The organism is Flavobacterium anhuiense, assembly GCF_004151235.1.
Classification (GTDB): Bacteria; Bacteroidota; Bacteroidia; order Flavobacteriales; family Flavobacteriaceae; genus Flavobacterium; species Flavobacterium anhuiense_A.
In genome coordinates this window covers 310,230-335,712 of record NZ_JUIV01000001.1, presented here as the reverse complement: position 1 = coordinate 335,712, position 25,483 = coordinate 310,230, and the positions used below count along the sequence as shown (strand labels likewise).

Annotated in this window: 16 protein-coding genes and 1 pseudogene; 9 read left to right on the top strand and 8 right to left on the bottom strand. The window is 34.3% G+C overall.

The window, feature by feature from the left end; all coding sequences use genetic code 11:
• Positions 1 to 12: 12 nt before the first annotated feature.
• From NU08_RS01455 to NU08_RS01425, 7 genes are all read left to right on the top strand, one after another.
• Positions 13 to 1,746, top strand: coding sequence for a RagB/SusD family nutrient uptake outer membrane protein (locus NU08_RS01455; RefSeq protein WP_129745449.1), 1,734 nt, complete (start codon positions 13 to 15; stop codon positions 1,744 to 1,746).
• A gap of 241 nt (positions 1,747 to 1,987) precedes the next feature.
• The gene (locus tag NU08_RS01450) at positions 1,988 to 3,190 is read left to right on the top strand and encodes an exo-beta-N-acetylmuramidase NamZ domain-containing protein (protein WP_129745448.1); all 1,203 of its coding nucleotides are present in this window, start codon (positions 1,988 to 1,990) and stop codon (positions 3,188 to 3,190) included.
• A gap of 300 nt (positions 3,191 to 3,490) precedes the next feature.
• Positions 3,491 to 4,318 (top strand): N-acetylmuramic acid 6-phosphate etherase, encoded by an 828-nt coding sequence (gene murQ / locus NU08_RS01445; protein ID WP_129745446.1) that lies wholly within the window; start codon positions 3,491 to 3,493, stop codon positions 4,316 to 4,318.
• 338 nt (positions 4,319 to 4,656) lie between these two features.
• On the top strand, positions 4,657 to 6,165 hold the full coding sequence (locus NU08_RS01440) for a sodium:solute symporter (RefSeq protein ID WP_129745444.1): 1,509 nt from the start codon (positions 4,657 to 4,659) through the stop codon (positions 6,163 to 6,165).
• 74 nt (positions 6,166 to 6,239) lie between these two features.
• Positions 6,240 to 9,236, top strand: coding sequence for a glycoside hydrolase family 3 N-terminal domain-containing protein (locus tag NU08_RS01435; protein ID WP_129745442.1), 2,997 nt, complete (start codon positions 6,240 to 6,242; stop codon positions 9,234 to 9,236).
• A 99-nt stretch (positions 9,237 to 9,335) separates the two neighbouring features.
• Positions 9,336 to 10,607 carry an acyltransferase family protein gene (locus NU08_RS01430; RefSeq protein ID WP_129745439.1) on the top strand — a complete coding sequence of 424 codons (1,272 nt, stop codon included), beginning with the start codon at positions 9,336 to 9,338 and terminating at the stop codon, positions 10,605 to 10,607.
• A gap of 649 nt (positions 10,608 to 11,256) precedes the next feature.
• A complete protein-coding gene (locus NU08_RS01425; protein ID WP_129745437.1) occupies positions 11,257 to 12,747 on the top strand; it encodes a PLP-dependent aminotransferase family protein in 1,491 nt (496 codons plus the stop codon).
• A 54-nt stretch (positions 12,748 to 12,801) separates the two neighbouring features.
• Here the strand turns inward: NU08_RS01425 and NU08_RS01420 are convergent, their stop codons facing one another.
• Positions 12,802 to 14,943, bottom strand: coding sequence for a catalase (locus NU08_RS01420; RefSeq protein WP_129745435.1), 2,142 nt, complete (start codon positions 14,941 to 14,943; stop codon positions 12,802 to 12,804).
• A gap of 270 nt (positions 14,944 to 15,213) precedes the next feature.
• Between NU08_RS01420 and NU08_RS01415 the strand changes: the two genes are divergently transcribed.
• Together NU08_RS01415 and ligD are read left to right on the top strand one after the other, a co-directional pair.
• Complete coding sequence (locus NU08_RS01415) at positions 15,214 to 15,696, top strand: hypothetical protein (protein WP_129745433.1); 483 nt, start codon at positions 15,214 to 15,216, stop codon at positions 15,694 to 15,696.
• Positions 15,683 to 18,244, top strand: coding sequence for a DNA ligase D (ligD, locus tag NU08_RS01410; protein WP_129745431.1), 2,562 nt, complete (start codon positions 15,683 to 15,685; stop codon positions 18,242 to 18,244). Before NU08_RS01415 ends, ligD begins: the two co-directional genes overlap by 14 nt.
• A gap of 74 nt (positions 18,245 to 18,318) precedes the next feature.
• Here ligD and NU08_RS01405 read toward each other — a convergent pair.
• The 7 genes and pseudogenes from NU08_RS01405 to NU08_RS01375 form a co-directional block, all read right to left on the bottom strand.
• Positions 18,319 to 19,020 (bottom strand): annotated as a pseudogene (locus NU08_RS01405) (Ku protein); the annotation flags it as partial.
• A 253-nt stretch (positions 19,021 to 19,273) separates the two neighbouring features.
• Positions 19,274 to 20,086, bottom strand: coding sequence for a methionine ABC transporter substrate-binding lipoprotein MetQ (metQ, locus tag NU08_RS01400; protein ID WP_129745427.1), 813 nt, complete (start codon positions 20,084 to 20,086; stop codon positions 19,274 to 19,276).
• 43 nt (positions 20,087 to 20,129) lie between these two features.
• Positions 20,130 to 20,783, bottom strand: coding sequence for a methionine ABC transporter permease MetI (locus tag NU08_RS01395; protein ID WP_129745425.1), 654 nt, complete (start codon positions 20,781 to 20,783; stop codon positions 20,130 to 20,132).
• Positions 20,776 to 21,807: a methionine ABC transporter ATP-binding protein MetN gene (gene metN / locus NU08_RS01390; RefSeq protein WP_129745423.1), complete on the bottom strand. Its 1,032-nt coding sequence runs from the start codon at positions 21,805 to 21,807 to the stop codon at positions 20,776 to 20,778. The genes NU08_RS01395 and metN overlap by 8 nt, the downstream gene beginning before the upstream one ends.
• Positions 21,808 to 22,158: 351 nt before the next feature.
• Positions 22,159 to 23,187, bottom strand: a complete 1,029-nt coding sequence (locus NU08_RS01385) for a hypothetical protein (RefSeq protein WP_129745422.1) — start codon at positions 23,185 to 23,187, stop codon at positions 22,159 to 22,161.
• Positions 23,178 to 24,395, bottom strand: a complete 1,218-nt coding sequence (locus tag NU08_RS01380; protein WP_242502471.1) for a hypothetical protein — start codon at positions 24,393 to 24,395, stop codon at positions 23,178 to 23,180. The genes NU08_RS01385 and NU08_RS01380 overlap by 10 nt, the downstream gene beginning before the upstream one ends.
• Positions 24,396 to 24,574: 179 nt before the next feature.
• On the bottom strand, positions 24,575 to 25,483 hold the full coding sequence (locus NU08_RS01375; RefSeq protein ID WP_129745420.1) for a DMT family transporter: 909 nt from the start codon (positions 25,481 to 25,483) through the stop codon (positions 24,575 to 24,577).

Genomic DNA, 25,483 nt, shown 5'->3' with positions numbered 1-25,483 from the left:
AAATTAATCAAAATGAGAAAATATATAACAAACTCTAGGATAAAACTAACAGTTGCCTTATTTGCTATTGCAAGTGTAACGGTTAGCTGTTCAGATTTTTTGGATACACCACCTGAAGATGTTTTTACAGATGACAATTTTTGGACTTCAGAAAATAACGTAAAAACATTCTCTTGGTTGAACTACAATACCTTTAACGGTTATGGAAATAATGCAGGTACTACAGCTGACTTCTACTTCCATTCAGGAACAGGGTTAATAGATGACAACCTAGCTAATAACGTTTTTACAAACTTTCCAACGGCTCCAAATGCAACAAATGCAAACTGGAACGAATACTACACTTTGGTTCGTCGTTGCAATCTTATGCTTGCAAGAGTACCTAATGTGCCAATGGATCAGACAAAGAAAAATCACTACATAGGTGTTGCTAAATTCTTTAGAGCGCATACTTATTTCCGTTTAGCACAGCAGTTTGGCGATGTTCCTTATACAGATGAATATTTAGTTCAAAATGATGCTAAAGTATATAAGCCAGCTTTATCAAGAGCAGAAGTTATTGACAATGTAATTAAAGATTTGGAAGAAGCAATTCCGATGTTACTAAACGTTGATGACAGCAATGTTACTGTTAATAAATTTACTGCTTATGCTCTATTAAGCCGAGTGTGTTTAAGTGAAGGCACTTACAGAAAATACAATGGAGGGCAAAATGGAAATGCTTATCTTCAGAAAGCAAAAGAAGCTTCTTTAGCCGTAATGAATAACAACGCTTACAAATTAAACGCTGATTGGAAATCTCTTTACAATTCTGTCGAATTATTAGGAAATACTGAAGTAATCTTAACAAAAAGATACATAAAAGGTGTTTTAGGAAATGGAATCCAAGCTTACACTAATACATCCACTGTTCAAAACGGATTGACAAAATTTGCAGCACAAAGTTATGTAACTACTAATGGACTACCTATTAAACAAGCTGGCAATACTCAATATTTAGGCGATAACACTATTGCCAATACCTTTGCCAACAGAGACCCTCGATTTGCTAAAGCATTTAGCAATGTAGATTATGCTTATTCTGATAAACCTTATACTGGTCTGACATCTATTACTGGTTATGTGTTCCAGTTATATAACAATCCTGCTACAACAGGCACAGAGGTTACCACAATTGGTCAAAATCAAATTGACGCTCCAGTTTTCACACTAAGTGAAGTTTATTTAAACTATGCTGAAGCTTGTGCAGAATTAGGAACTATCACTACTGCAGATCTTAATTTATCTATTAATAAAGTTCGCACACGTGCTGGAATTGCAACTTTGACCACAGATGGCGTAAATGCATCTGCTAATGGCGTACAGATAGATGATCCGCAAAGAACAGCAGCATTAGAACAAATTTCAGGAATTGTTAATCCAATTATATGGGAGATTCGTCGTGAGCGCAGAATCGAGTTTATGAGCTGGACTACCATGAGAAAAGAAGATCTAATGCGTTGGAAAAAAGGAGATTATTTAGACACAAATGCTAATCCTGATGTTGCTTTAGGAGCTAAAATAGTGGATCTAATAGGAACTAATTCTAAAACAAAAGTAAACGCAGAAGGATATGTAATTCCTTATGCTGCTGGTGTTGCAAGAACATTTGTTTCGCCAAAAAATTACTTAAGTGCTATACCAACAAATGATATCAATTTATACGCTGCAGAAGGTGTAGAATTAAAACAAAATCCAGGTTGGTAATTCGGTAACCACTGAAAAACCACATCTTATAATACTGCCTCCTACGTGAGACTTTTAGGAGGCAGTATTTTTAAATACTCTTTGTAAAGACTGTGACTAATAAAAAGAAAAATTAATCCTGATTCATGCAGGTTATCTTGTTAGTTTTTAGATTCCCCAAATCTGCCTAAAACATTCATATACTCCGATAAAATCTTAATTTTATTAGTCCAATTCGTCTTTAACTAATAACTGTATTAAAATGATAAAATTTATAGCAAAAAGTGCTTTTGTTACAGCATTTCTGTTTCATGCTACGTCATATTCGGCAGTCATTCAGCCAAATAAAACCGTTATTTCAATAGAAAACAAAAACGCTGTTATAAAAACGGGAGCCGATAATTACGAAAAATATTTACCGCTTTTAAAAGATAAAAAAGTTGGAATCGTAACCAACCAAACTGGAATTTTATCCAATAAAACACATGTGGTCGATTTCCTACTGGAGAAAAAAATTGCTATTCAGACCATTTTTGCTCCAGAACACGGATTTAGAGGAACAGCCGATGCCGGCGAACATATCGTTGACGGGAAAGATCCGAAAACAGGTTTGCCAATTATTTCACTTTACGGTGATAACAAAAAACCAAAACCAGCGCAGTTATCTGGAATTGATGTCATGATTTTTGACCTGCAAGATGTTGGTGCACGATTCTATACCTACATTTCTTCTTTACATTATGTAATGGAAGCTTGTGCAGAAAACAACGTTCCGCTTATTGTTTTTGATCGTCCAAATCCGAATGGTTCTATCGTAGACGGACCGCTTTTAGAAAAAGAATTTACAAGTTTTGTCGGCATGCACCCTATTCCGCTTCTGCACGGAATGACAATTGGCGAATATGCGCAAATGGTAAATGGTGAAAAATGGCTTAAAGATGGCGTTCAATGTAAACTGACCGTTATTCCTTGTGTAGACTACAGTAGAACAATGCCATACAGTTTATTGGTAAAACCGTCTCCGAATTTACCAAATGATCAATCTATAAATCTGTACGCCAGTTTATGCCTTTTTGAAGGAACAAATGTGAGTATGGGACGCGGAACTGAAAAACAATTTCAAATCTACGGTTCGCCATATTTAACTAAAACGAATTTCAGTTTTACTCCAAAACCCAATTTTGGAGCAAAAGATCCTTTATACAACGGAAAAGAATGTTTTGGTGAAGATTTGACCGCTTATCCAAGATTGAAGCAATTAGAATTGAAATGGCTTATTAAAGCGTACCAGAATACCAGCGACAAGACAAAATTCTTTAACGGATTTTTTACCAAACTCGCAGGAACAAAAAAACTGCAGCAGCAAATAGAAAGTGGTGTTTCTGAAAGTGAGATCAGAAAGACTTGGCAAAAAGACCTAGAAGCTTTCAAAAAAATGCGAACAAAATATCTGATTTATAAATAACATTTCTAATTCAGTTCCCTTAAAATTAATTTTTAAACAATAGAAACATAGACTTTGATAGACTTACAAAAAAGCGTTTCATTAGCATAAACATACACACATATATATTGCTATGGCAGAAATGTAGTTCTCTTTGGTTTTCTTTTTAAAGATTGGTTACCTTTTTAAATAAAAATCAAACCTGTGTTTCTATGTTTTAAAATTAAATTCCATTCCAGACAGAAACAGCAAACTATTAATGTAAAAATAGAGATCCTGAAATTGAAAAATTTTAGGATCAAAAATCAAAAAAAAAGAAAAATGAAAAATAAAAATCCTGAAACTGAACAAGAATCTTTGTACAAAGACTTGGATCAAATGAGCGTGAAAGAACTTCTTACAAACATTAATACAGAAGACAAAAAAGTTCCGCATATTATTGAAGAGCAAATTCCTAAAATAGAAAAACTGGTTAAAGCCATTGTAAAAAAAATGCAATTGGGCGGAAGATTATTTTATATTGGAGCTGGAACTTCTGGGAGAATCGGAATTTTAGATGCATCGGAATGTCCTCCAACTTTTGGTGTTTCGCATGATATGATTATCGGAATTATTGCTGGTGGTGACACCGCAATCAGAAAAGCAGTAGAAAATGCCGAAGATGATACGGAACAAGCATGGAAAGATTTAGCCAAATTCGAAATTTCTAGTTTAGATATGATCATCGGAATTGCTGCTTCTGGAAACACGCCATATGTTTTAGGAGCACTTAAAAAAGCTAAAGAACACAATATTAAAACAGGAAGTATTTCTTGTATCAGTAACGGACTTATCGCTCAAGAAGCTGATTACCCGATTGAATTGATCGTGGGGCCTGAATTTTTAACAGGAAGTACGAGAATGAAAGCAGGAACAGCTCAAAAACTAACCTTGAACATGATTTCTACCTCGGTAATGATCAAGTTAGGAAAAGTAAAAGGCAACAAAATGGTTGACATGCAATTGTCTAACGAAAAATTGGTAAAACGCGGCATCAAGATGATTATGGAAGAACTTGCTATTGAATATGAAGTTGCCGAAGAATTATTGCATAAACATAAAAGCGTAAGAGCTGTTCTATTGGCTCACAGCAAAAATCAGGAAAACTAAAAACCACACTATCAAAATCTTTTTATAGATTTATACAAATTCAAAAGCTGAATAAATTCATTTTTTGGAGTTTTTAACGAAGACCTAACTGGTTTTAAAAAACTGTTAGGTCTAATTAAGAAATAGTTTTTTGTTATTTAACACATAGAAACATAGATTTTTGTGTAAAAAAAGGAAATAAAAGAAACTAGTTTCCACACATAGGTTAGCCTATGTTTACTTAGAATTAGTGAAACGGCTTTTTAAAATTTTGAAAAACTATGTTTCTATGTGTTAAAATAATTGCAGCCAATGGCTTTAAATAATTTATAAAAACCAAAAATCACCAAAACTATAAAATGACACCAAGTACCATCCTTCTCCTTATTATCATTTATTTCGGAACATTATTCTATATATCCCACAGAGTCAGTAAGAAAGACAGCGGAAATGAAGCATTTTTTACAGCCAATAAAAATTCAAAATGGTATTTAGTGGCATTCGGAATGATTGGAACGGCTCTTTCTGGAGTAACCTTTATTTCTGTTCCTGGAGAAGTTGGAGCACCAAGCGGTGAACAATTTAAGTATTTTCAGTTTGTTTTGGGGAATGCACTTGGATTTATTGTCATTACAAAGCTTTTACTGCCTCTATATTATCGAATGAATTTGACTTCGATTTATGGATACATTGAGCAAAGAATGGGCTTTTTCAGCTATAAAACAGCAGCTTCTATTTTCTTAATCAGCCGTACAATAAGTTCTGCTTTCAGATTGTATTTGGTTGTAATTGTTTTACAGCGTTTTGTGTTCGATTTTTATCATATTCCTTTTGCGTTTACTGTTTTAATTTCGCTGTTGCTAATCTTCTCTTACACTTATAGAGGCGGATTGAAAACGATTATTATTACCGATACTTTACAGACTTTCTTTCTAGTAACTTCTGTTTTCCTAACCATTTATTTCATCTGCGACCGAATGGATTTAGGTGCCATCAGCGCATTTGAAGAAGTAAAAAACAGCAATTATTCTAAGATTTTTTTCTTTGATGATTTCATGGGAAGTAAATTCCATTTTGTAAAACAAATCCTTGGCGGAATGTTCGTAACCATTGCCATGACGGGTCTTGATCAAGATTTAATGCAAAAGAACCTAAGCTGTAAAAACATTGGTGAAGCGCAAAAAAACATGTTCACTTTTACAGGAATATTTGTCATCATCAATATTTTCTTTTTGAGCGTTGGAGCCTTATTATATATTTATGCAAACAAAAACGGAATTGCTGTTCCAACCGATTTAGTTACAGGAAAACCAAGAACCGATTTACTTTTTCCTGAAATTGCCTTAAATCACTTAGCGCTTGTTCCTGCAATTGTATTTTTACTAGGAATTATTGCTGCAACTTTTGCAACCACAGATTCTGCCCTAACAGCCTTAACAACTTCTTTTTGTGTTGACTTTTTAGGAATGGACAAAGCAGAAAACAGCCATAAGAAAAACACCGTAAAAATTAGACATTTAGTTCATGTCAGTTTTTCAGTTTTAGTCTTTTTTATCATCCTAATTTTTAACTCCATCAATGACAGTTCGGTAGTAGGAATGATCTTTAAAGTTGCTTCATACACTTACGGACCATTATTAGGATTATACGCTTTTGGTTTGTTTCAAAAATCAAGACATGTAAATGACAAACTGGTTCCGTTTATCTGTTTGCTTTCACCGTTGTTTACCTATTTCATCAATGAGTATTCTAAAGTTTTATTTGCAGTATATGTTTTTGATAATGAATTAATTATACTAAACGGATTAATTACTTATTTAGGATTATTTATTACCAGTTCACGCAGTGAAAAAGAAATAAGTTTCTAATTCAGTTATTACTATTGATGAATCAATTTGAGTCTAAGAGCATTAAATTCAAATTGATTCTTAAAAAAAATGATATGAAAAATCCATTCATAAAAATTAGTTTATACGCCGCTTTTATATTTTTAATTACCAATTGCGCATCCAAAAAAAATAATGGAGCAACAGATGACAAAAAGGATATTCCTTTAAAAGACAATGTTGTTTACGTACCAAAAAATACTTCAGAGAAAAAGACTTTTTTCAAAGATTCTGATCAAGAAACGGCTTGGGTTGACAGCATTTATAACAAAATGACTGTGCAGGAAAAAATTGGGCAATTGTTTATGGTTTCGGCTTATTCCAACAAAGATTCTGTACACGTTAATCAGATTAGTAAACTGATTGAAGATTATAAAATAGGAAACGTTATTTTCTTTCAAGGCGGACCAGTTCGTCAAGCGAAATTAACAAACTTATACCAATCAAAAGCAAAAGTTCCTTTGATGATCGGAATCGATGCCGAATGGGGATTGGCAATGCGTTTAGACTCAACATACCGTTATCCGTGGAATATGACTTTAGGTGCGATTCAGGATTTAAATTTAATTGAAAATGTGGGAAGAAATATGGCAGCCGAAAACAAGCGAATCGGCGTTCATTTTAATTTTGCACCTGTTTTGGATATTAATACCAATCCTAAAAATCCAATTATCGGAAACCGTTCTTTTGGTGAAGATAAAGTTAATGTGAGCGAAAAAGCGATTGCTTTAATGAAAGGAATTCAAGGAAATGGCGTTTTCTGCACAGGAAAACATTTTCCGGGACACGGAGACACCTCAACCGATTCGCACCACGCCTTGCCTACCGTTAATTTTTCTAAAGATCGTATAGAATTAGTCGAATTATATCCGTACAAAAAATTATTCGATGAAGGTTTGGCTTCTGTAATGGTAGCGCATCTTAATATTCCGAGTTTAGAATCACAGCCAAACTGTCCATCTTCGGCTTCTTATAATGTGGTGACCAATCTGCTTCAAAAAGAATTAGGTTTCAACGGATTGATTTTTACGGATGGTCTGGCGATGAAAGGCGCAGCCAATTTTAAAGGTCCTGGAGATTTGGAAATCGCAGTTATTTTGGCTGGAAATGATATTTTACTTTGTCCAGAAAATGTACCAGTTGCGTTTCAGAAATTGGAAGCAGCGTACAACGAAAAAGTGATTACTGAAGAAAGATTAGCACATTCTGTTAAAAAAATTCTTGATTTTAAATACAAAGCGGGACTAAACAAATACAAGCCGATTGATTTAAACAATTTATACAATGATTTAAATCCAACGCAAAATGATGCTTTGCATTATAAATTGTATGAAAATGCAATTACAGTTCTAAAAAACGAAAAAGAAATTCTTCCGATAAAAGATTTAAGTGAAAAAATTGCCTACATAAAACTGGGTGAAGATACCAACAGCACATTTATTTCTACGCTTAAAAAATATACCGAAATCACAGAAGTTAAAGACACCAATCTTGACAGTCTGAACAAAGAATTGAAAAAGTTTGACAAGGTTATTATCAGTTATCACAAAGTAAATAAAGCTTGGGAAAAACAAGAATTTACCCTGCAAGAAATGCTTTGGCTGAAGGAAATTGCCAAACACAACAAAGTAATTTTAGACATTTTTGCAAAACCATATTCGCTTCTATCCATTTCAAATTTTGATGATATCGAAGGATTAGTAGTTTCTTACCAGAACTCTGACATCAGTCAAGTGGTTTCGGCAGAATTAATTTTTGGAGCAATCGAAGCTAAAGGGAAATTGCCTGTTTCTATAAATGATGCTTTCCATGTCAATGATGGTTTAACTACAGAAAAACTAAATCGTCTGGCCTTTACAGCTCCAGAAAATGCAGGAATGAATCCGGCAATTTTATCAAAAATTGACGCCGTAGCACAAAAAGCAATTGACGGAAAAATGACTCCAGGAATGCAGGTTTTGGTTGCTAGAAAAGGAAATGTAATTTTTCAGAAATCTTACGGAGCGCAGACTTATGATAATGGAAAAAAAGTCACTGATACCGATTTATATGATGTTGCTTCGATTTCAAAAATGATTTCGACATTACCCAATGTCATGCAATTGTACGATAAAAACAAAGTAGAGCTAGATACCAAACTGAAAGATATGTTGCCACTCTTTGCTAAAACCAACAAAGAAAACATCACTTTCAAAGATCTGCTAAATCATTTTGCAGGACTTCAAGCGTGGATTCCGTTTTACAAAGCAACTTTAGACAGCAATAATCAGCCTTCTGAAAAATATTATCGTAAAGTAGCCGAAACCGGTTTTACAACAAAAGTTGCTGAGAACCTTTACATTCGAAACGATTATCATGATACCATTATGAAAATCATTGCAGAAAGTCCTGTAGCGCTAAAAAAAGAATACAAATACAGCGACTTTACTTTTATCATTTTAAAAGAATATTTAGAAAGAAAAACACATAAAAAACTGGAAGAACTGAGCAAAGAAAATTTCTACAGCACATTAGGAATGACCAATACGCTTTATAATCCGTTGGACAGATTTGACAAGAGCAATATTGCCCCAACTGAAATTGATAACTATTTCAGACATCAGGTAATTCAAGGTTATGTACACGACATGGCCGCAGCTATGGAAGGCGGAGTAGCTGGTCACGCGGGAATTTTTTCTAATGCGATGGATGTTGCCAAAATGATGCAGCTGTTTTTACAAAAAGGAAATTACGGCGGCATTCAATATTTTTCTCCACAAACTTTTGATGCTTTTAATACTTGCTACTACAAAAATCAAGGCGTTCTAAGAGGTTTAGGATTTGACAAAAGAGTACACAAAGGCGGACCAACTTGCGATTGTGTTTCTGAATCAAGTTTCGGTCACACAGGTTTTACAGGAAACATGGCGTGGGCAGATCCAGAAACCGAAATTGTGTACGTATTCTTATCCAACAGAACCTATCCAGAAGTAGTAAATGACGAAAATAAATTAGCAAAAGGAAAAATCCGAGAAAAAATTCAACAAATCATTCAAGATGCAATTATGAAATAAAAATTCCAAAATTTAAATTCCAAAAAACAAATTCCAAAAAACAAAAATCTATAATCTTGCTTCTTGCATCTTTAAAAAAAATCTAAACTATCAAACCCAATGACAAAAGAACGTTTAACTTCACTCGATGTCTTTAGAGGATTTACTATTCTCTTAATGACGATTGTCAATAATCCGGGAAGCTGGTCATCTATTTATCCGCCCCTAGAACACGCCGAATGGCATGGTTGTACGCCTACTGACCTAGTTTTCCCATTTTTTGTATTTATAATGGGAACTGCAATTCCGTTTGCAATGCCTGTAAAACATTTTGACGGAAGTGTTTTCAATAAAATTTTAGTCCGCTCGCTTCGAATTTTCTGTCTAGGATTATTTTTAAGCGTTTTCAGCAGAATCCATTTATTTGGTTTGGAAGGAATTCCACTATTAGGATTGAGATTGATAATTGCTTTTGCAGTTGCTTATGCCCTTTTAGGAAACTTTTCCATGAAAGTCAAAACTATTCTTGCCGTTGGCGTATTTTTAATCCTTATCTCATTATCATTTAGCGGACTTGAGCATTTTGAAGACACGAGAATTCCAGGCGTTTTACAGCGAATTGCAATTGTGTATTTCTTTACTTCAATTTTATATTTAAAGACTAATTTAAAAACACAGCTTTTAGTTTTAGCCACGCTTTTAATTGGATATTGGCTCGTAATGGCTTTTGTTCCCGTTCCCGGATTTGGCCCAGCCAATTTTGACAAAGGAACCAATCTTGCTGCTTGGATAGACGATACACTTTTGAACGGTCATTTATGGGCATCGTCTAAAACTTGGGATCCAGAAGGAATTTTAAGCACTTTGCCAGCAATTGGAACAGGAATTTTAGGAATGTACATTGGCCAACTTTTAAACTTATCTGTTGATAAAATGGAAATCGTAAAAAAGACAGCAATTGCAGGAACTGCTTTGGTAATTGGAGGATTAATTTGGAACATCTTCTTCCCTATTAATAAATCACTTTGGACAAGTTCTTATGTTTTATATACAGCTGGAATTGCAACGTTATGTTTAACATTATTGTATTACATAATTGATATTAAAGGGCATAAAAAATGGACAAAATTATTCCTGATTTGGGGAGTAAACCCAATGATTGTGTTTTTCTTTTCTGGAATAATTCCGAGAGTTTTGAGCGCGATAAAAGTAGCAGATCCTGAAAAAGCTGGCGAAGAAATTGGTCTTCAAGCCTATATTTATAATCATGGAATTGTTCCTTGTTTTGAAAACCCGTTAAATGCATCACTCGCTTACGCCTTGTCTTATGCCGTTTTCTGGTCGTTTATCTTATGGATTTTCTATAAAAAGAAACTGATTTTTAAAGTGTAATTAAAATTACAATGAATTACCACAACGAGTTACAATTTAATATTCCGTAGGAATATCTGGTCGGTAGAAAAAGAATATACCATTTTGCATCGTGTTCCAGAGGAACACATGATTTTATAAAACAGCGCTGTGTTTTATGAATCAAACGTTCCTACGGAACGTATAACCGCAATTCAAATTTAATTCTACCGATGAGACATTCCTACGGAATGTATTGTTTCTGAGAATATATAAAACGTAATTGGCATAAACTGAGCAAAAGAAAATCTACAAAAAAACTGATTTTTAAAGTGTAATTAAAATTACAATGAATTACCACAACGAGTTACAATTTAATATTCCGTAGGAATATCTGATCGGTAGAAAAAGAATATACCATTTTGCATCGTGTTCCAGAGGAACACCTGATTTTATGCAACAGGGTTCTGTTTTATAAATCAAACGTTCCTACGGAACTTATAATTGCAATTCAAATTTAATTCTACCGACGAGACATTCCTACGGAATGAATTAAATAATTTCAGCCGGACTTAATAGTTTGATTTGGTCATCGTTCTAACACTTATGTAAAGATCACTTTTCTTTTTTTCTAAAAATTTTAAGAAAAGCAGTATCTTGCCGTACCAACAAAAGTGTCAGTTTATAAATTATGGATAGTCCGGTTGAAATTCCTTTTAAAAGCTTCATTCTGCTAAAACCAGAAGAAAGCACTGCTATTTATCTGCAGCTTGTTTTTGAATTTATCAAAGCCATACAAACTGGTTTTCTTCCCGAAGGCACCAAACTTCCCGGCACCAGAATTTTATGTAAAGTGCTTTCTGTTAACCGAAACACTTTAATCAAAGCCTTTCAAGATTTAGAATCGCAAGGTTGGATTGAAACACTTCCGAACAAAGGAACTTTTATTTTATCGCAGCAAAAACAAAAAAACAAAGCTGAATTTGTTTCTTTGAAAGAACAGAATGTATCTCCAGATAATATCGGTTTTAATTTTCAGCGTTCTACGATTCTTGAAAGTCCAATAGAAATCAGTAATCTGCCGTATCAATTTAATGACGGAATGCCCGATCTGCGATTGGTTCAAACCGATGTTCTGGCAAGATTGTATGTTTCTAAATTAAAAAGAAGGAAAACATCTAAAACCTACGAACAAATAGAAATGCGTTCGCATTTGAACTTTAAAACGCATTTCTCGAATTATCTCAATCTTACTCGCGGAGTTCGTATTTCGACTTCTAACCTTCTTACAGTTAGTAGTCACGAAATCGCTCTATATCTAGTTACAAAAGTACTTATTACGCCTGGCGATAAAGTCGTTGTAGCTTCCCCAGGTTATTATATGTCCAATATGACGCTGACCAATACGGGAGCGCAGATTATTTCTATTCCGGTAAATGAAGACGGAATTGACACCAAAAAACTAAAAGAAATTTGCGAAACATCAAAAATCAGGGTTTTATATCTGACTTCTAATTATCATTATCCAACCACAATTTCGCTTAGCGCTAAAAAAAGAATCGAAGTTCTGGATTTGGCCAATCAATACGGATTTGTGATTTTAGAAGACGATTACGATTTTGATTTTCATTACGACAATAATCCAGTTCTTCCTTTAGCCGCTTTCGATTCCAACCAAAAAGTGGTTTATATCGGTTCTTTTGGAAGATCTCTTCCGTCAGGATTTAGCTATGGTTTTGTGGCCGCTCCTGCAGAATTCATTAAAGAACTAGAAAAACATCAGAACATTCTCGAACCTAGAATTGATGTCATAAAGGAACAAGTTTTAACCGAATGGATTACAGAAGGTGAAGTGCATCGGCTTTCTAAAAAAAATAAAAAAACCTATAAAGAACGCCGCGATTATTTTGTGTCACTTTTAAACGAAAAGCTAAAAGGCAAAATCAACTTTAAAGTGCCACCAAGAGGATTGGCCATTTGGGTTGAATGGCTAGATCATTTTAATCTGATTCAATTTCAAAAAGAATGTTCTAAACAAGGTTTATTTCTGCCAAAGACCATTTTATACCAAACCAAAAATCTTACCGCAACTCGTTTAGGATTTGGGCATTTGGAAAAAGAAGAAATGGAAAAAGCGGTTTCTATTTTGAGTGAAAGTTTGGCAATTATTCTAGAGAAATAATTGCTTATTGGAAACAAAAAAGGCTGTCTTTTGCGACAGCCAATTTTTTTTGTATTACAAACTTTTTTCTCTTTCCCAAAAACGATGTCTTCCCAAAGCTTTTATAAAAGAAACGCTTAAGTTTTTATCTGAGTTATTTTCGCTCATCAAAACTCCAGGATCTTTATTTATATCGCTGTTGTTTTTAATAATCTGCACTCCTTCGGCTTCAGCCGCAATAAATTTACAATGATGGTATGAATCATTTAAAAACTCTTTTACTTCTTTGATTTTTGAAAGATCGGCAATTCCTTTTCCAGCTGGAATAAAGACCCCATCAAAAAGTACAGAAGCAGCAATTTTATAAGTTTGGTCCACCAAAATTTCCGTTCCCTCTTGTGAAACAATGGTTCCTAAATGCGGTGCTATAATAACCGCTTTCGCACCCGCATTTTGCAAAGCTGTTTTCATTACTTTTATTGAATCGGCACTTACACCGTCAGCACATAAAAAAGCTATTTGTCTTGTCGCAATTGGATCTGAAACAGTTGGATTTTTAAGCATACTCAAAGCATCAGAACTCCCTATGTTTGGTTTTGCTTTTGAAGGTTCTTGATTTCCTTCATCATCTGCTCCAACTCCATGATTAATTGGTTTTTCGATATTTTTTGGAACTGGAATTCCTAAATTTTTAGCAACCTTTGCTGCCAAATCAGCATTTACCTGATTTAAAAGTCCGAGCATTCTTTCTCTAATCGACACGGTTTCTACTTTCCCCAATTCAAAAGACAAGGCACTCACAATATGACCTTGTTCTATAGGTGTCTGGCTATTATAAAACAGTGCGGCCTGACTAAAATGATCTGAAAAACTGGTGCTTCTTGCTCGTACTTTATGAGCGTCAACACGTTCATTAAAACTCACAAATCCACCTTGATCCATTTTGGCTTGAAATGGGCATCCGCCACCTAAAGAATTTGGATGATAACTTACTTTTCCAGTTGCAATTTCTTGGCGCATATGTCCGTCGCGCTGATTGTTGTGCATTGGTGCAATGGTTCTATTAATTGGAATTTCATGAAAGTTTGGACTTCCTAATCTTGATAATTGCGTATCGGTATAAGAAAATAACCTTCCTTGCAATAAAGGATCATTTGAAAAATCAATTCCTGGAACAATGTGTCCTGGGTGAAAAGCCACCTGTTCTGTTTCTGCAAAAAAGTTATCCGGATTTTTATTCAAAACCATTTTTCCGATAATCGTTACTGGAACCAATTCTTCTGGAACTAATTTTGTCGGGTCAAGAAGATCAAAATCAAATTTATGTTCGTCGCTTTCAGGAATAATCTGCACGCCCAATTCCCATTCTGGAAAATTTCCTGCCTCGATGGCTTCCCATAAATCCTGTTTATGAAAATCTGAATTTTTCCCTGATATTTTCTGTGCTTCATCCCATGCAACTCCGTGTGTACCTAATTTTGGCTTCCAATGAAATTTTACAAAATGCGATTCATTTTTATCATTTACAAATCTAAAAGTATGAACTCCAAAGCCTTCCATCATTCTTAAACTTCTCGGAATCGCTCTATCGCTCATTACCCACATAATCATGTGCATCGATTCGGGCATTAGAGAAATAAAATCCCAAAAGGTATCATGTGCAGAAGCGGCCTGCGGAATTTCATTATGCGGTTCTGCTTTTACGGCATGAATTAAATCTGGAAATTTCATGGCATCCTGAATAAAAAATACAGGCATATTATTTCCAACCAAATCAAAAACCCCTTCCTGAGTGTAAAACTTTACAGCAAAACCGCGAACATCTCGAGCTAAATCTGTAGAGCCTCGTGAACCAGCTACAGTAGAAAAACGAACAAAAACAGGTGTCTTAATACTGGTGTCGTTTAAGAAACCTGCCTTAGTATATTTTTCCATTGTCTTATACAATTCAAAATATCCATGAGCACCAGAACCTCTTGCGTGAACAATACGCTCTGGAATTCTTTCGTGATCAAAATGCGTAATTTTTTCTCGCAATATGAAATCTTCTAAAAGAGATGGCCCTCTTTCTCCAGATTTTAAAGAATTGTTGTTATCATTTATCTTAACTCCTTGATTGGTAGTTAAAAACTCATTCTCAGCACTTGATTTATTAAATTCTAAATCATTCTGTTTGCCATCAGAATTGTCTTGGTTTGTTTTCTTCGAATTTTTCATTTTTTGTTGATTTTACATTTATCATTCCATGAACTAATAAATTCTATTTTGGTTTGTGAGACATTTCTCTAAAATAGGTCAACAAATTTAGGGCGCTTTTCAGGTTAAAAATTATACAATTAACCATAAGGATTATAACATTCTAATGACAACTAAAATGAAAATCAGCACTTTACTGATAATTATATAATTACAAATCAGTAATCCTATAACGAAAAAGAACTTTCTAAAACTAACTTTGAAATAGAGTTTTAATCAATAAAAAGGACTATGATTTTTTTCATCATTGTACAATTAATTTTAGTTGCTATTGGGGCGACATCGGCCATGACTTGGTTTAGTTATGCCATGTCTGAAAATTTTAGAGAATTGTATAAAGAACCTGTTTTATTGAGTTTTGCTTTAAGAAAAACAAAAATCAGCCTTTCAGAAAAATCCCAGAAAACTTGGGGATGGCTGATACATTACATTATTGGTTTTCTATTTGTTATGGGATATCATATGGTATGGGTAAAGAATATTTTACCAATTTCGCCACTCAGTGCACTTATATTAGGCGTTATCAGTGGTGTAATTGGAATACTCAGCTGGATAGTTATTTTTAAAATGACCGACCATCAACCCCCAATTGACTTTAAAGGTTATTACATTCAGCTGTTCTTTGCCCATATTATTTTTGCGGTAACGGCAACAGTGCTTTACTCTATTATATTAACCATTATAATTCTTTTAAAAGCTTATGTCACTGTCTAAATACAATCAGAAAAGAGATTTTAAACAAACTCGTGAACCGAAAGGAAAGATCGAAAAATCGGCTAACGAATTGATTTTTGTCGTACAGAAACATGCCGCGTCGCATCTTCATTATGATTTTAGGTTAGAAATGGATGGCGTTTTAAAAAGCTGGGCAGTGCCAAAAGGTCCGTCAATGGATCCCGAAGTAAAACGTCTCGCCATGATGGTCGAAGATCATCCGTACAGTTATAAAGATTTTGAAGGCACAATTCCAGAAGGAAATTATGGCGCTGGAAATGTAATTGTCTGGGACAACGGAACGTATACTTCTGACGAAAAAACAGCTTCTGACGAAAAACAGTTATTAAGCGATCTGGCAAAAGGACGTTTGAGTTTTGTTCTAAAAGGCAAAAAACTGAAAGGCGAATTTTCATTAGTCAAACTTCACGGAAAACAGGAAAATGCTTGGCTTTTAATCAAGAAAAATGATAAATATGCTTCTACTGAAGATATTTTAGAAGAAAACAAATCGGTTATTTCTAAAAGAAGTTTGGAACAGCTAATAGAAAAATCTGAAAAACTGACTTCAAAAACAGAGGAAAAAACGATTGAGAAAAAAGCAATAAAAAAAAAGTCCAATCCAAAAGTTGAAATAGCCAAATTTATAAAACCGATGCTAGCCAGCGTTCGCGAAAAACCTTTTGATGATGACGAATGGATTTTTGAAAATAAATATGACGGTTATAGAACTATTGCGGTCATTAATGCACAGCAAGTCGATTTATTTAGCAGAAACGAAATTTCTTTTAATGCTAATTTCAAACCCATTGCCGACGAATTAAAACAAATAGATCATACTGTAGTTCTCGATGGCGAAATTGTCGTGGAAAATGATGCTGGAAGAGCCGATTTCCAATTGCTTCAAAACTACATGAAAACGGGAATAGGAAATCTAAAATATTATGTTTTTGATTTATTGAATTTGGATGGAAATCTGATTACGGAATTATCGCTTTTGGAACGAAAAGAACTACTCAAAATTCTCTTTAATAAATATCATTTTTCGAATGTTTTTTATTCTGAACATACTGTTGGAAACGGAATTAAACAATTTGAAAAAGCCATTAAAAACAAAACCGAAGGCATTATTGCCAAAAGAGCAGACAGTACTTATACCAGCAATCGCAGAAGTACAAACTGGCTCAAAATAAAAACTGCAAATGAAGAAGAAGCTATAATTATCGGAATTACCGAACCTAAAAACTCGAGGAAATATTTCGGCGCTATTCTTCTCGGACAATATGATGGCAAAAAACTGCAATATATTGGAAAATGCGGAACAGGTTTTACAGAAACTGTTTTAAAAGACCTTTATACTCAATTAGAACCTTATTTCATTGACAAATCTCTGCTTGACGAAAAAATCCCAGTTCGAGATAAAATTCAATGGGTAAAACCAAAAGTGGTTTGTCAGGTTAAATTTTCAGAATGGACTCAAGATCAACACTTACGACATCCCGTTTACCTCGGAACCAGAATGGACAAAAAAGCTGAAGATGTTTTTTTGTCTTTTAAAAATGATAGTACCGCTCAATTTAATTTAGATGAAATGACAATTACACGAGAAAATAAAAAGAAAAAAACAGAAAACGATTACGATCTAAAAGTCGGAAAAACGGTATTGCATCTGACGAATCAGAACAAAGTATATTTTCCTAAAGACGGCATTACAAAAGGTGATATTGTGCAGTATTACAACGAAGTTTCAGAACTCATTCTTCCGTATCTAAAAGACCGTCCAGAATCGATGAATCGTTTCCCGAACGGAATTGATTCGCCTAGTTTCTATCAGAAAGATGTTGATGTGGATAAAATTCCGAAGTGGCTTAAAACCAAAAAAATCTTCTCAGAATCCAACAATGCCGATATTGATTATCTTATTTGCAATAATAAAGAGACTTTGCTTTATATGGCAAATTTGGGCTGCATTGAAATGAATCCGTGGAATTCGACCACCAAACACATTCAGAATCCAGATTGGCTCGTAATTGATTTAGATCCTGCAAAAGACGATTTTAAACAAGTCGTTCAAACTGCTTTGGTCGTAAAAGAAGTTTTAGATGAATTGGAAACGGAATGTTTGTGCAAAACTTCCGGAGCTTCTGGACTGCATATTTATATTCCGCTTGGCGCGAAATATGATTATGATTCCATTAAAATTCTAGGCGAATTGATTGCCAAAGAAGTGCAATCCAGACTTCCTGATAGTACTACAGTTGACAGAAGCATTAAAAAAAGAAACAACAAATTGTATATTGATTTTTTGCAAAACCGACGCGGACAAACTTTGGCGGCGCCGTACTCTGTTCGTCCAAAACCTGGCGCAACAGTTTCTACACCTTTAGAATGGAGCGAAGTGGACGAAAAACTGCATCCGTCACAATTTACTATCAAAAATGTATTAAGCCGTTTTGAGAAAAAAGGCGATTTGTGGAAACCTGTTTTATCTAAAGGGGCAAATATTAAGAAGATTATCCATAAACTAGAAAATAGCCAAAACAGTTAAGACGATTTTTTCTTTTTGTTTTCTAAACTTGCTTTTAGCATTTCCATTAAATCGTCGCTTTGTTTGTGCACGACTTTTAATTTTGGAGCCGCTTTTTGCGGTTTTCCTTTGGCTTTCTTTTTAATGATGTCCAAAAGCTTGGCGGTATATTCGTCTTTAAAACCAGAAATATCAAATTTCTCCGTCAGCTGATCGATTAGTTTTTCGGCCATATCCATTTCTTTTGTTGATTTTTTGGACATTGGCGGCAGTTTCAATTCCGCTGTACTTCGAATTTCCTGTTCAAATCGAATTCGATTTAAAACAATGACATTTTTATACGGTTTTAAAATCGCCAGACTTTCTTTGTTTCTTAAAACAAATCTCGTAACACCAACTTTTCCTGAAGCTTCAAGCGCATCACGAAGTAATCCGTACGCATTCATTGCGCCTTTATCGGGTTCAAGATAATACGGCTGTTCGTAATAAATACTTTGAATTTCTTTTTCGAAAGCAAAACTTTCAATATCGATTGTTTTGGTTTTAATGGCATCTGCCGCTTCAAAATCGGAATCTTCCAGAATAATATATTTTCCATCCAGATTATATCCTTTTACGATATTGGCAAAATCTACTTCTTTTCCCGTATTTTCATTCACGCGTTTAAACTTGATATTCGCATGATCTTTCGCGTCAAGCATATCCATATCCAAACTGCTTTCCTGCACTGCCGAAAACATTTTTATCGGAATATTAATTAATCCAAAACTTACCGAACCTGTCCAAATTGATCTCATGGCTTTTGTTTTAAAATTGAACATTAAATTTAGTTCAACAAAAAAACGTAAGCCTTACAAAATCAACAGTTTGTTTTATATAATTTTGAATTATGAGTTATGAGTTATGAGTTATGAAATAACATTGTGTTTACCGTGGTGAAACCACGGGCTATGTTTGAATATATGCTATACGACAAAAAAAAATGAGCTATGAATTACAAGTGTCATCACACTCATAATTCATAACTCATAATTCATAACTTAAAAAAAATTACCAGCCTTTTACAGCACCGCCTTTAAATTCTTGCTCAGCTGCTTTCTCCACTTCTGGAGATTGAAAAGCTTGTAAAAACTGTTTTACTTTTTCTTCGTTTTTATTGTCTTCACGGCTTACTACCAAATTTACATAAGGCGAATCTTTATCTTCAACAAACAAAGCGTCACGAGAAGGAACCAATCCAGCTGCAGAAGCAAAAGTATTGTTGATAATCGCGATAGAAACATTTTGGTCATCTAAAGCTCTTGGCAATTGAGGCGCTTCTAATTCTAAAATTTTTAAGTTTTTAGGATTGCTAACAATATCTGTTACTTTTGGCAATAAACCAACGCCATCTTTTAATTTCAATAATCCATTTTTCTGTAAAAGCAATAACGAACGTCCACCGTTTGTTGGATCATTTGGAATAATAATCGTGCTTTCGTTTTTCAATTCAGAAAGGCTTTTTATTTTTTTAGAATAACCAGCAATCGGGTATACGAATGTATTTCCGATAATGGCTAATTTGTAACCTCTTTGTTTTGATTGCTCATCCAAATATGGTTTGTGCTGAAAAGCATTTGCGTCAATATCGCCTTGACTTAAAGCTTCGTTTGGAATTACGTAATCGTTGAAAGAAACCAATTCTACTTCCAATCCGAATTTTTCTTTTGCTACTTTTTTAGCTGCTTCAGCCACTTTCAATTCTGGTCCAGAAGCAACTCCCACTTTTATAAAATGAGGATCATTATTTTTTTTGTTTCCGCAATTAACCAAAACAAAAGACAAAGCAAATATCCCGATAGTTTTTAAAATATTTAATTTCATGATTGTTCTATTTTTTAATTTTTAATTCTAAATTTTTAATTAATTATCGATGATCAAATCGTTTTGATAATCTGTCTCCCGCAAACTGAATCGCAAATACCAAGATGACCAATAAAGCCAAAACCGAATTCATTGTCACAGCATCGTAACCAATATATCCGTATTGATAACCAACTTGTCCTAAACCTCCTGCTCCAACAGCTCCGCCCATTGCAGAATAGCCTACAAGTGTGATTAAAGTAATTGAAGCCGCGTTGATTAAAGAAGGTAAAGCTTCTGGCAATAATACTTTGTACACAATTTGCAAAGGCGTTGCGCCCAATGCTCTTGCCGCTTCAATTAATCCTGATGGAAGACTTAGCAAACTGTTTTCTACCAATCGGGCAATAAATGGTGCTGCACCAATGCTTAACGGAACCAAAGCCGCACTAACGCCAATTGAAGTTCCAACAATTGCACGTGTAAACGGAATCATCCAAACGATTAGAATAATAAACGGAATAGAACGAAAAACGTTCACTACAACCGATAATGTTCTATTTAAAACAGGCTGTTCCAGAATTTGATTTTTACGGGTTAAGAACAGTAAAATTCCTGTTGGCAATCCTAATAAAAAACCAAAAAAGCCCGATACAAAAGTCATAACAATGGTTTCCCATGTTCCTTTTAACAATAAATCTATAAGAGAATCAGACATAACCTAAAATTTCTGTTTTAATATGTTTTGAATTAAAGTATTGAATCGCCGCATCGTAATTTTCGCGTTTTCCTGAAAGTTCAATCAGCATCACGCCAAAATTCACTTCGCCAGCCTGATCCATTTGTGCGCTTACGATTTTGAAATCGGTATCAAAAAGTCTTGAAACTTCTGAGATAACAGGCTCGTTAACCGATTTTCCAGTCATTTCCAGCTTCAATAACGGATTCAAACTCCCGTCATCTTCTTTTTGCAATTTCTCCTGATAAACAGACGGAATTTCAATATGAAGCGAAGAAGAAATAAATTCTTTTGTCAATTCATGTTTCGGATCTGCAAAGATTTCACCCACACTTCCCTGCTCTATCAATTTTCCGTGACTGATTACTGCAACCTCATCACAAATCGATTTTACCACTTCCATTTGGTGCGTAATCAGCAAAACGGTAATATTTAGTCGTTTGTTGATGTCTTTCAATAAATTTAAAATCGATCTTGTTGTTGCAGGATCAAGCGCACTTGTAGCTTCATCAGACAAAAGCACTTTCGGATTATTGGCTAAAGTTCTTGCAATGGCAACTCTTTGTTTTTGTCCTCCAGAAAGACTTGCAGGATAATCATTTGCTTTTTCTGCCAAACCAACCAATTGCAATAATTCTAAAACACGCGTTTTGATTTCGCTTTTTGAAGTTCCAGTCAATTCTAACGGAAAAGCCACATTATCAAAAACTGTTCTTGAAGAAAGCAGATTGAAGTGCTGAAAAATCATTCCGATTTGTCTTCTCTCAATTGCCAATTCTGCGTTTGATAATTGCATTAAAGATTTGCCATCAACAATAATTTCGCCAGAAGTTGGTCTTTCCAGCAAATTCACGCAACGAATCAGCGTACTTTTTCCCGCTCCGGAAGTTCCAATTACACCAAAAATTTTTCCCTCAGGAACCTTTAAAGAAACATCAGATAAAGCAGCAACAATTCTGTCTTTCTGATGAAACGTTTTGGTTACATTTTTTAATTCAATCATTCTTTACGGTTTAAAAACAAGAAAGCCTTTCATAAATTAGTTGAAAGGCTCTTTCGAAATAAATTTTATCATTTTATATATTAAGCCAGATCAATAAACGCCATTACAGCAACACAGTACATCATACTGCAACGATAATAATTATTCATTTTCTGGTTCTCTTTCTTCATAGCGAGTGCAAATTTAAATAGTTATTTCCAATTTTAACCTATAAATCGTTAAAACTTTTATTTTCCTATCAATTTAATAGGTTATTTTAAAATCCCAAGTCCCAAATCTTATTTCAATTCAAAAAAAAATCCAAATTCCAATTAGTTTGGAATTTGGATTTTAAAATATTGGTATTTAAAACTAGTTGTTTTGTTCTGCAATCGTAGATTTATTCAGTTTTACAATTCTGATTTTCTTATTCGTATTATCCGATAAGAAAATGCGATCATCAAGCTGTGCAGTGCTTACAATTGTTCCAAATGCATTCTGTCCTAAAATATCAGAAACACTTAGAACTGCTTTGTAGTTCATCTTAATAAATTCCGCTTTTGGATATAATTTTACGTAAGACACACTTCCAACATTTTCTGAAGTAACAGCAAAATCTTTACTGAAAGATACTGCAATTGGTTTTATGTCTACAAATTGCACTTTTTCTGGCTCAATAGGAGTTGTCAGCGAATTTGCTGCATTGGCTTTAATATTGGCAATATTATATTGCAGATAACTTTTCGCATCTCTTCCGCCCACAACCAAGTTTCCGTCTAAAACATCCATTGAATATAGTTCGGTATATCCGTTAAGAGTATTTAGTTTGGCAATAGGTTTTAAGTTCCAATCGCTTGTCTCGGTAATTTGAGAAGCTTCAAAAACTTTTATGCTTTTTTCTTTTTCTTTAACAAATATCAATCCGTCTTTTGCTACCACACCAAAAACGTGTACAAAAGTCTGCCACCATTGTCCGTTTCCAACCGTACTGATTCCGGCATTCGTAGTTTCATCAAAAACAAATAATCTAGATTCTGTACTTCCTACATAGATACGGTCGTTGTCAACAGAAACAGATGTAAGACTAACCAACGGAATGGTTGTAGTTCCTTTTGTGTATTCTTTTATCGTTTTAATGTGTGCTAATGTCACAGCATTAAAAACTTCCAAAACATTCCCGTTCACCACATAGAGTTTCTCTTTTGAAATGGCAATTCCCTTCGGATCAAAAGCTTCTGTGCTTCCTGGAATATTTTCGTTAGTAATAGAAGCTTCATCTGTTGGATAATAATACGTATAGTCTTTAGATGCTGCGTCGTCTTTACTGCAATTTGTAAGCAAACAAAGTGCTAGAATTAGGGGCAGGATATGTTTCATGTGTAATTTATATTTTAATTCCATTTTCCTTCGCCTTTATATTTGACTAAAAATGGATTTTTCGGATTAATTTTAAACACTGGTTTTTTATAAGTTCCTTTTACGTAAGCTGCTTTTTCATACGTTTTCAAAACGTCTGGATCTGTAAAAGGAAGATCATTTAAATGAATCAAGTATTTATAAAAATCTGTCAGCATTTCCTGCTGGCCTCCGCCTTCTCCGCTATTTGCCAAATTACTGCTATGGCTGAAACCAATATGATGTGAGTATTCGTGCGACCAAACAGACATTTCTCCAACCCAATGTCCAGTTACATATCCCGATTCCCATTGCGATGCTAGATTTCCTCCGCCCCAAGCAGAATCTCCTCCAACCATTGCCATCCAAAGAGTTCTCTTATCTAGATAATTCCAGTATATTTTTTCGATTTCCTCTTTCGAATAATAATCGTAAACACCGTCAACATCATCAGCATTTCCGTGCCAGTTCAAAGCTCCGTTTATTCCTGTTCCTGCTGCAGCTGCCTGTTCTTGTTTGTATTTGTCAAAATTGGTGAATGTACTGTAATACATTGGATGGCTCAAAGCATAAGAATAATTGATAATCATGGTAATGGCTTCTTTTGCCAAAGCAGGATTCATAGGAAGAAATTTGCCCAATTCATTAATATGGTATCCATCATGAAACTGAACTAAATGATTTGATTTTATTTTTTTGAATTTTTGAAATAAAGGGTCGTCCGACTCTACAGAAAATTGAATGGCACCAGAAGAAAATCCTTCAATTTTATCTATCGTTACTGTATTTCCTGTTTCTAATAAATAATCGTTTTTCTGATCGGTTAGTGGAATTTTATGAAATGAACGATGAAAAGCCGGTATTTTAGAAAAAGTATAAAGCACAAACTTTTTATCATAATTTGGCAATTTCGCGTAAATCTTCACATTTGTAAGTCCAACTGGAGAATACAAAGAAATCTGTACAGAGTCTTTTCCTTTCTGGATAACTTGAAGCGGTTCGTTTACTCGAAACCAACGATCTGCTTTATTGTACATAATTAAAGGATCTTCGCTATCTTCAAACATGGTCATCGGCTTATTTTCTGCAGGTAAAGCTGTGGCATCAATACTTGGCAGGTAATTTGGCTTGTACGAATCGGCATCGTCACTACAGCCCAAAAGAATACTTGCCAATAGGGCAAATACAAAAAAGTGAGTTTTTTTTCTCATCATTAAGTAAGTAGGTTTGGGGGTTAAAATATGGTGCAAAACTATAAATATGATTCTTAAAAACAAGGTTATTGAAAGAAAAGTATGATTTTAGAAATATATTAAAAATAGTTTTTTATAAATAAAAAGTATTTAATGTTTAGTTTGTTAGATGATTATGTGGTGTTTCATGCTTTTTCTTTTTAATCTTCTTTTGTTGAAAGAGTGATGTATAATCCTATTATAACTAAAGTAACTCCAAAAAACGTATATAAAGTCAACGGCTCATCGACGACAAAAAAGGCGATTAAAAATCCAAATATCGGGCACAGAAAAAGCCAGTAAGAAGCTTTTAAAGGATTAATTTTTAAAAGGTACAGCCAAAATTGAATGGCTCCAATAGAAACTGCAATTGCTAGCCATGCAGTCGAAAACCAAAAATCTGCATTAAAAGTATTTTTATCAGATTCGTAAGTCAGTACTAAAGTACGAAGCAGAAATACGGCACCAATTATGGTCTGCCATCCGTTGATTGTTAAAATATGTAATCCGCTCCATTCTTGTTTCGAGTAATAAATAGTTCCTAAAGAATAGGCAATCATACTGACAATTAAAATGAGTATTCCGCTGGGAGTTGCAAAGCTGCTTTGTAATAAAGGGTAGGCCGCTAAAAAAACACCCGTAAAACAAAGCACTAAACTGATTATACTTTTAAAATTGATTTTATGAGATAACCAAACTGCAGAAATCAAAACAATAAAAACCGGATTAGTTGCTACTGCTAAACTCCCTAAACCAGCGGATACTTTTTGCATAGCAATAACATACAGCCCTAAATAAAAAGTGATATTCAGCAGACCATAAATGCTGATCTGAATCCACTCTTTTTTTTGAGGCAGACGTTTTGCCATTATAATATGTGAAATACCAAGCATAATGCTTCCAGCAATTAAAAATCTAAAAATAGAAATCACAAAAGGCTGTGCAGAATGAAGTCCGATTTTTGTCGCTGTGGACGCAGATGCCCACAAAAAGGCGAAAATTATTCCAATAAAAATGATTTTCCATTCTTTTAATCGACTTAAAATTGGAAGCTTTTTTTCTTTAATCAT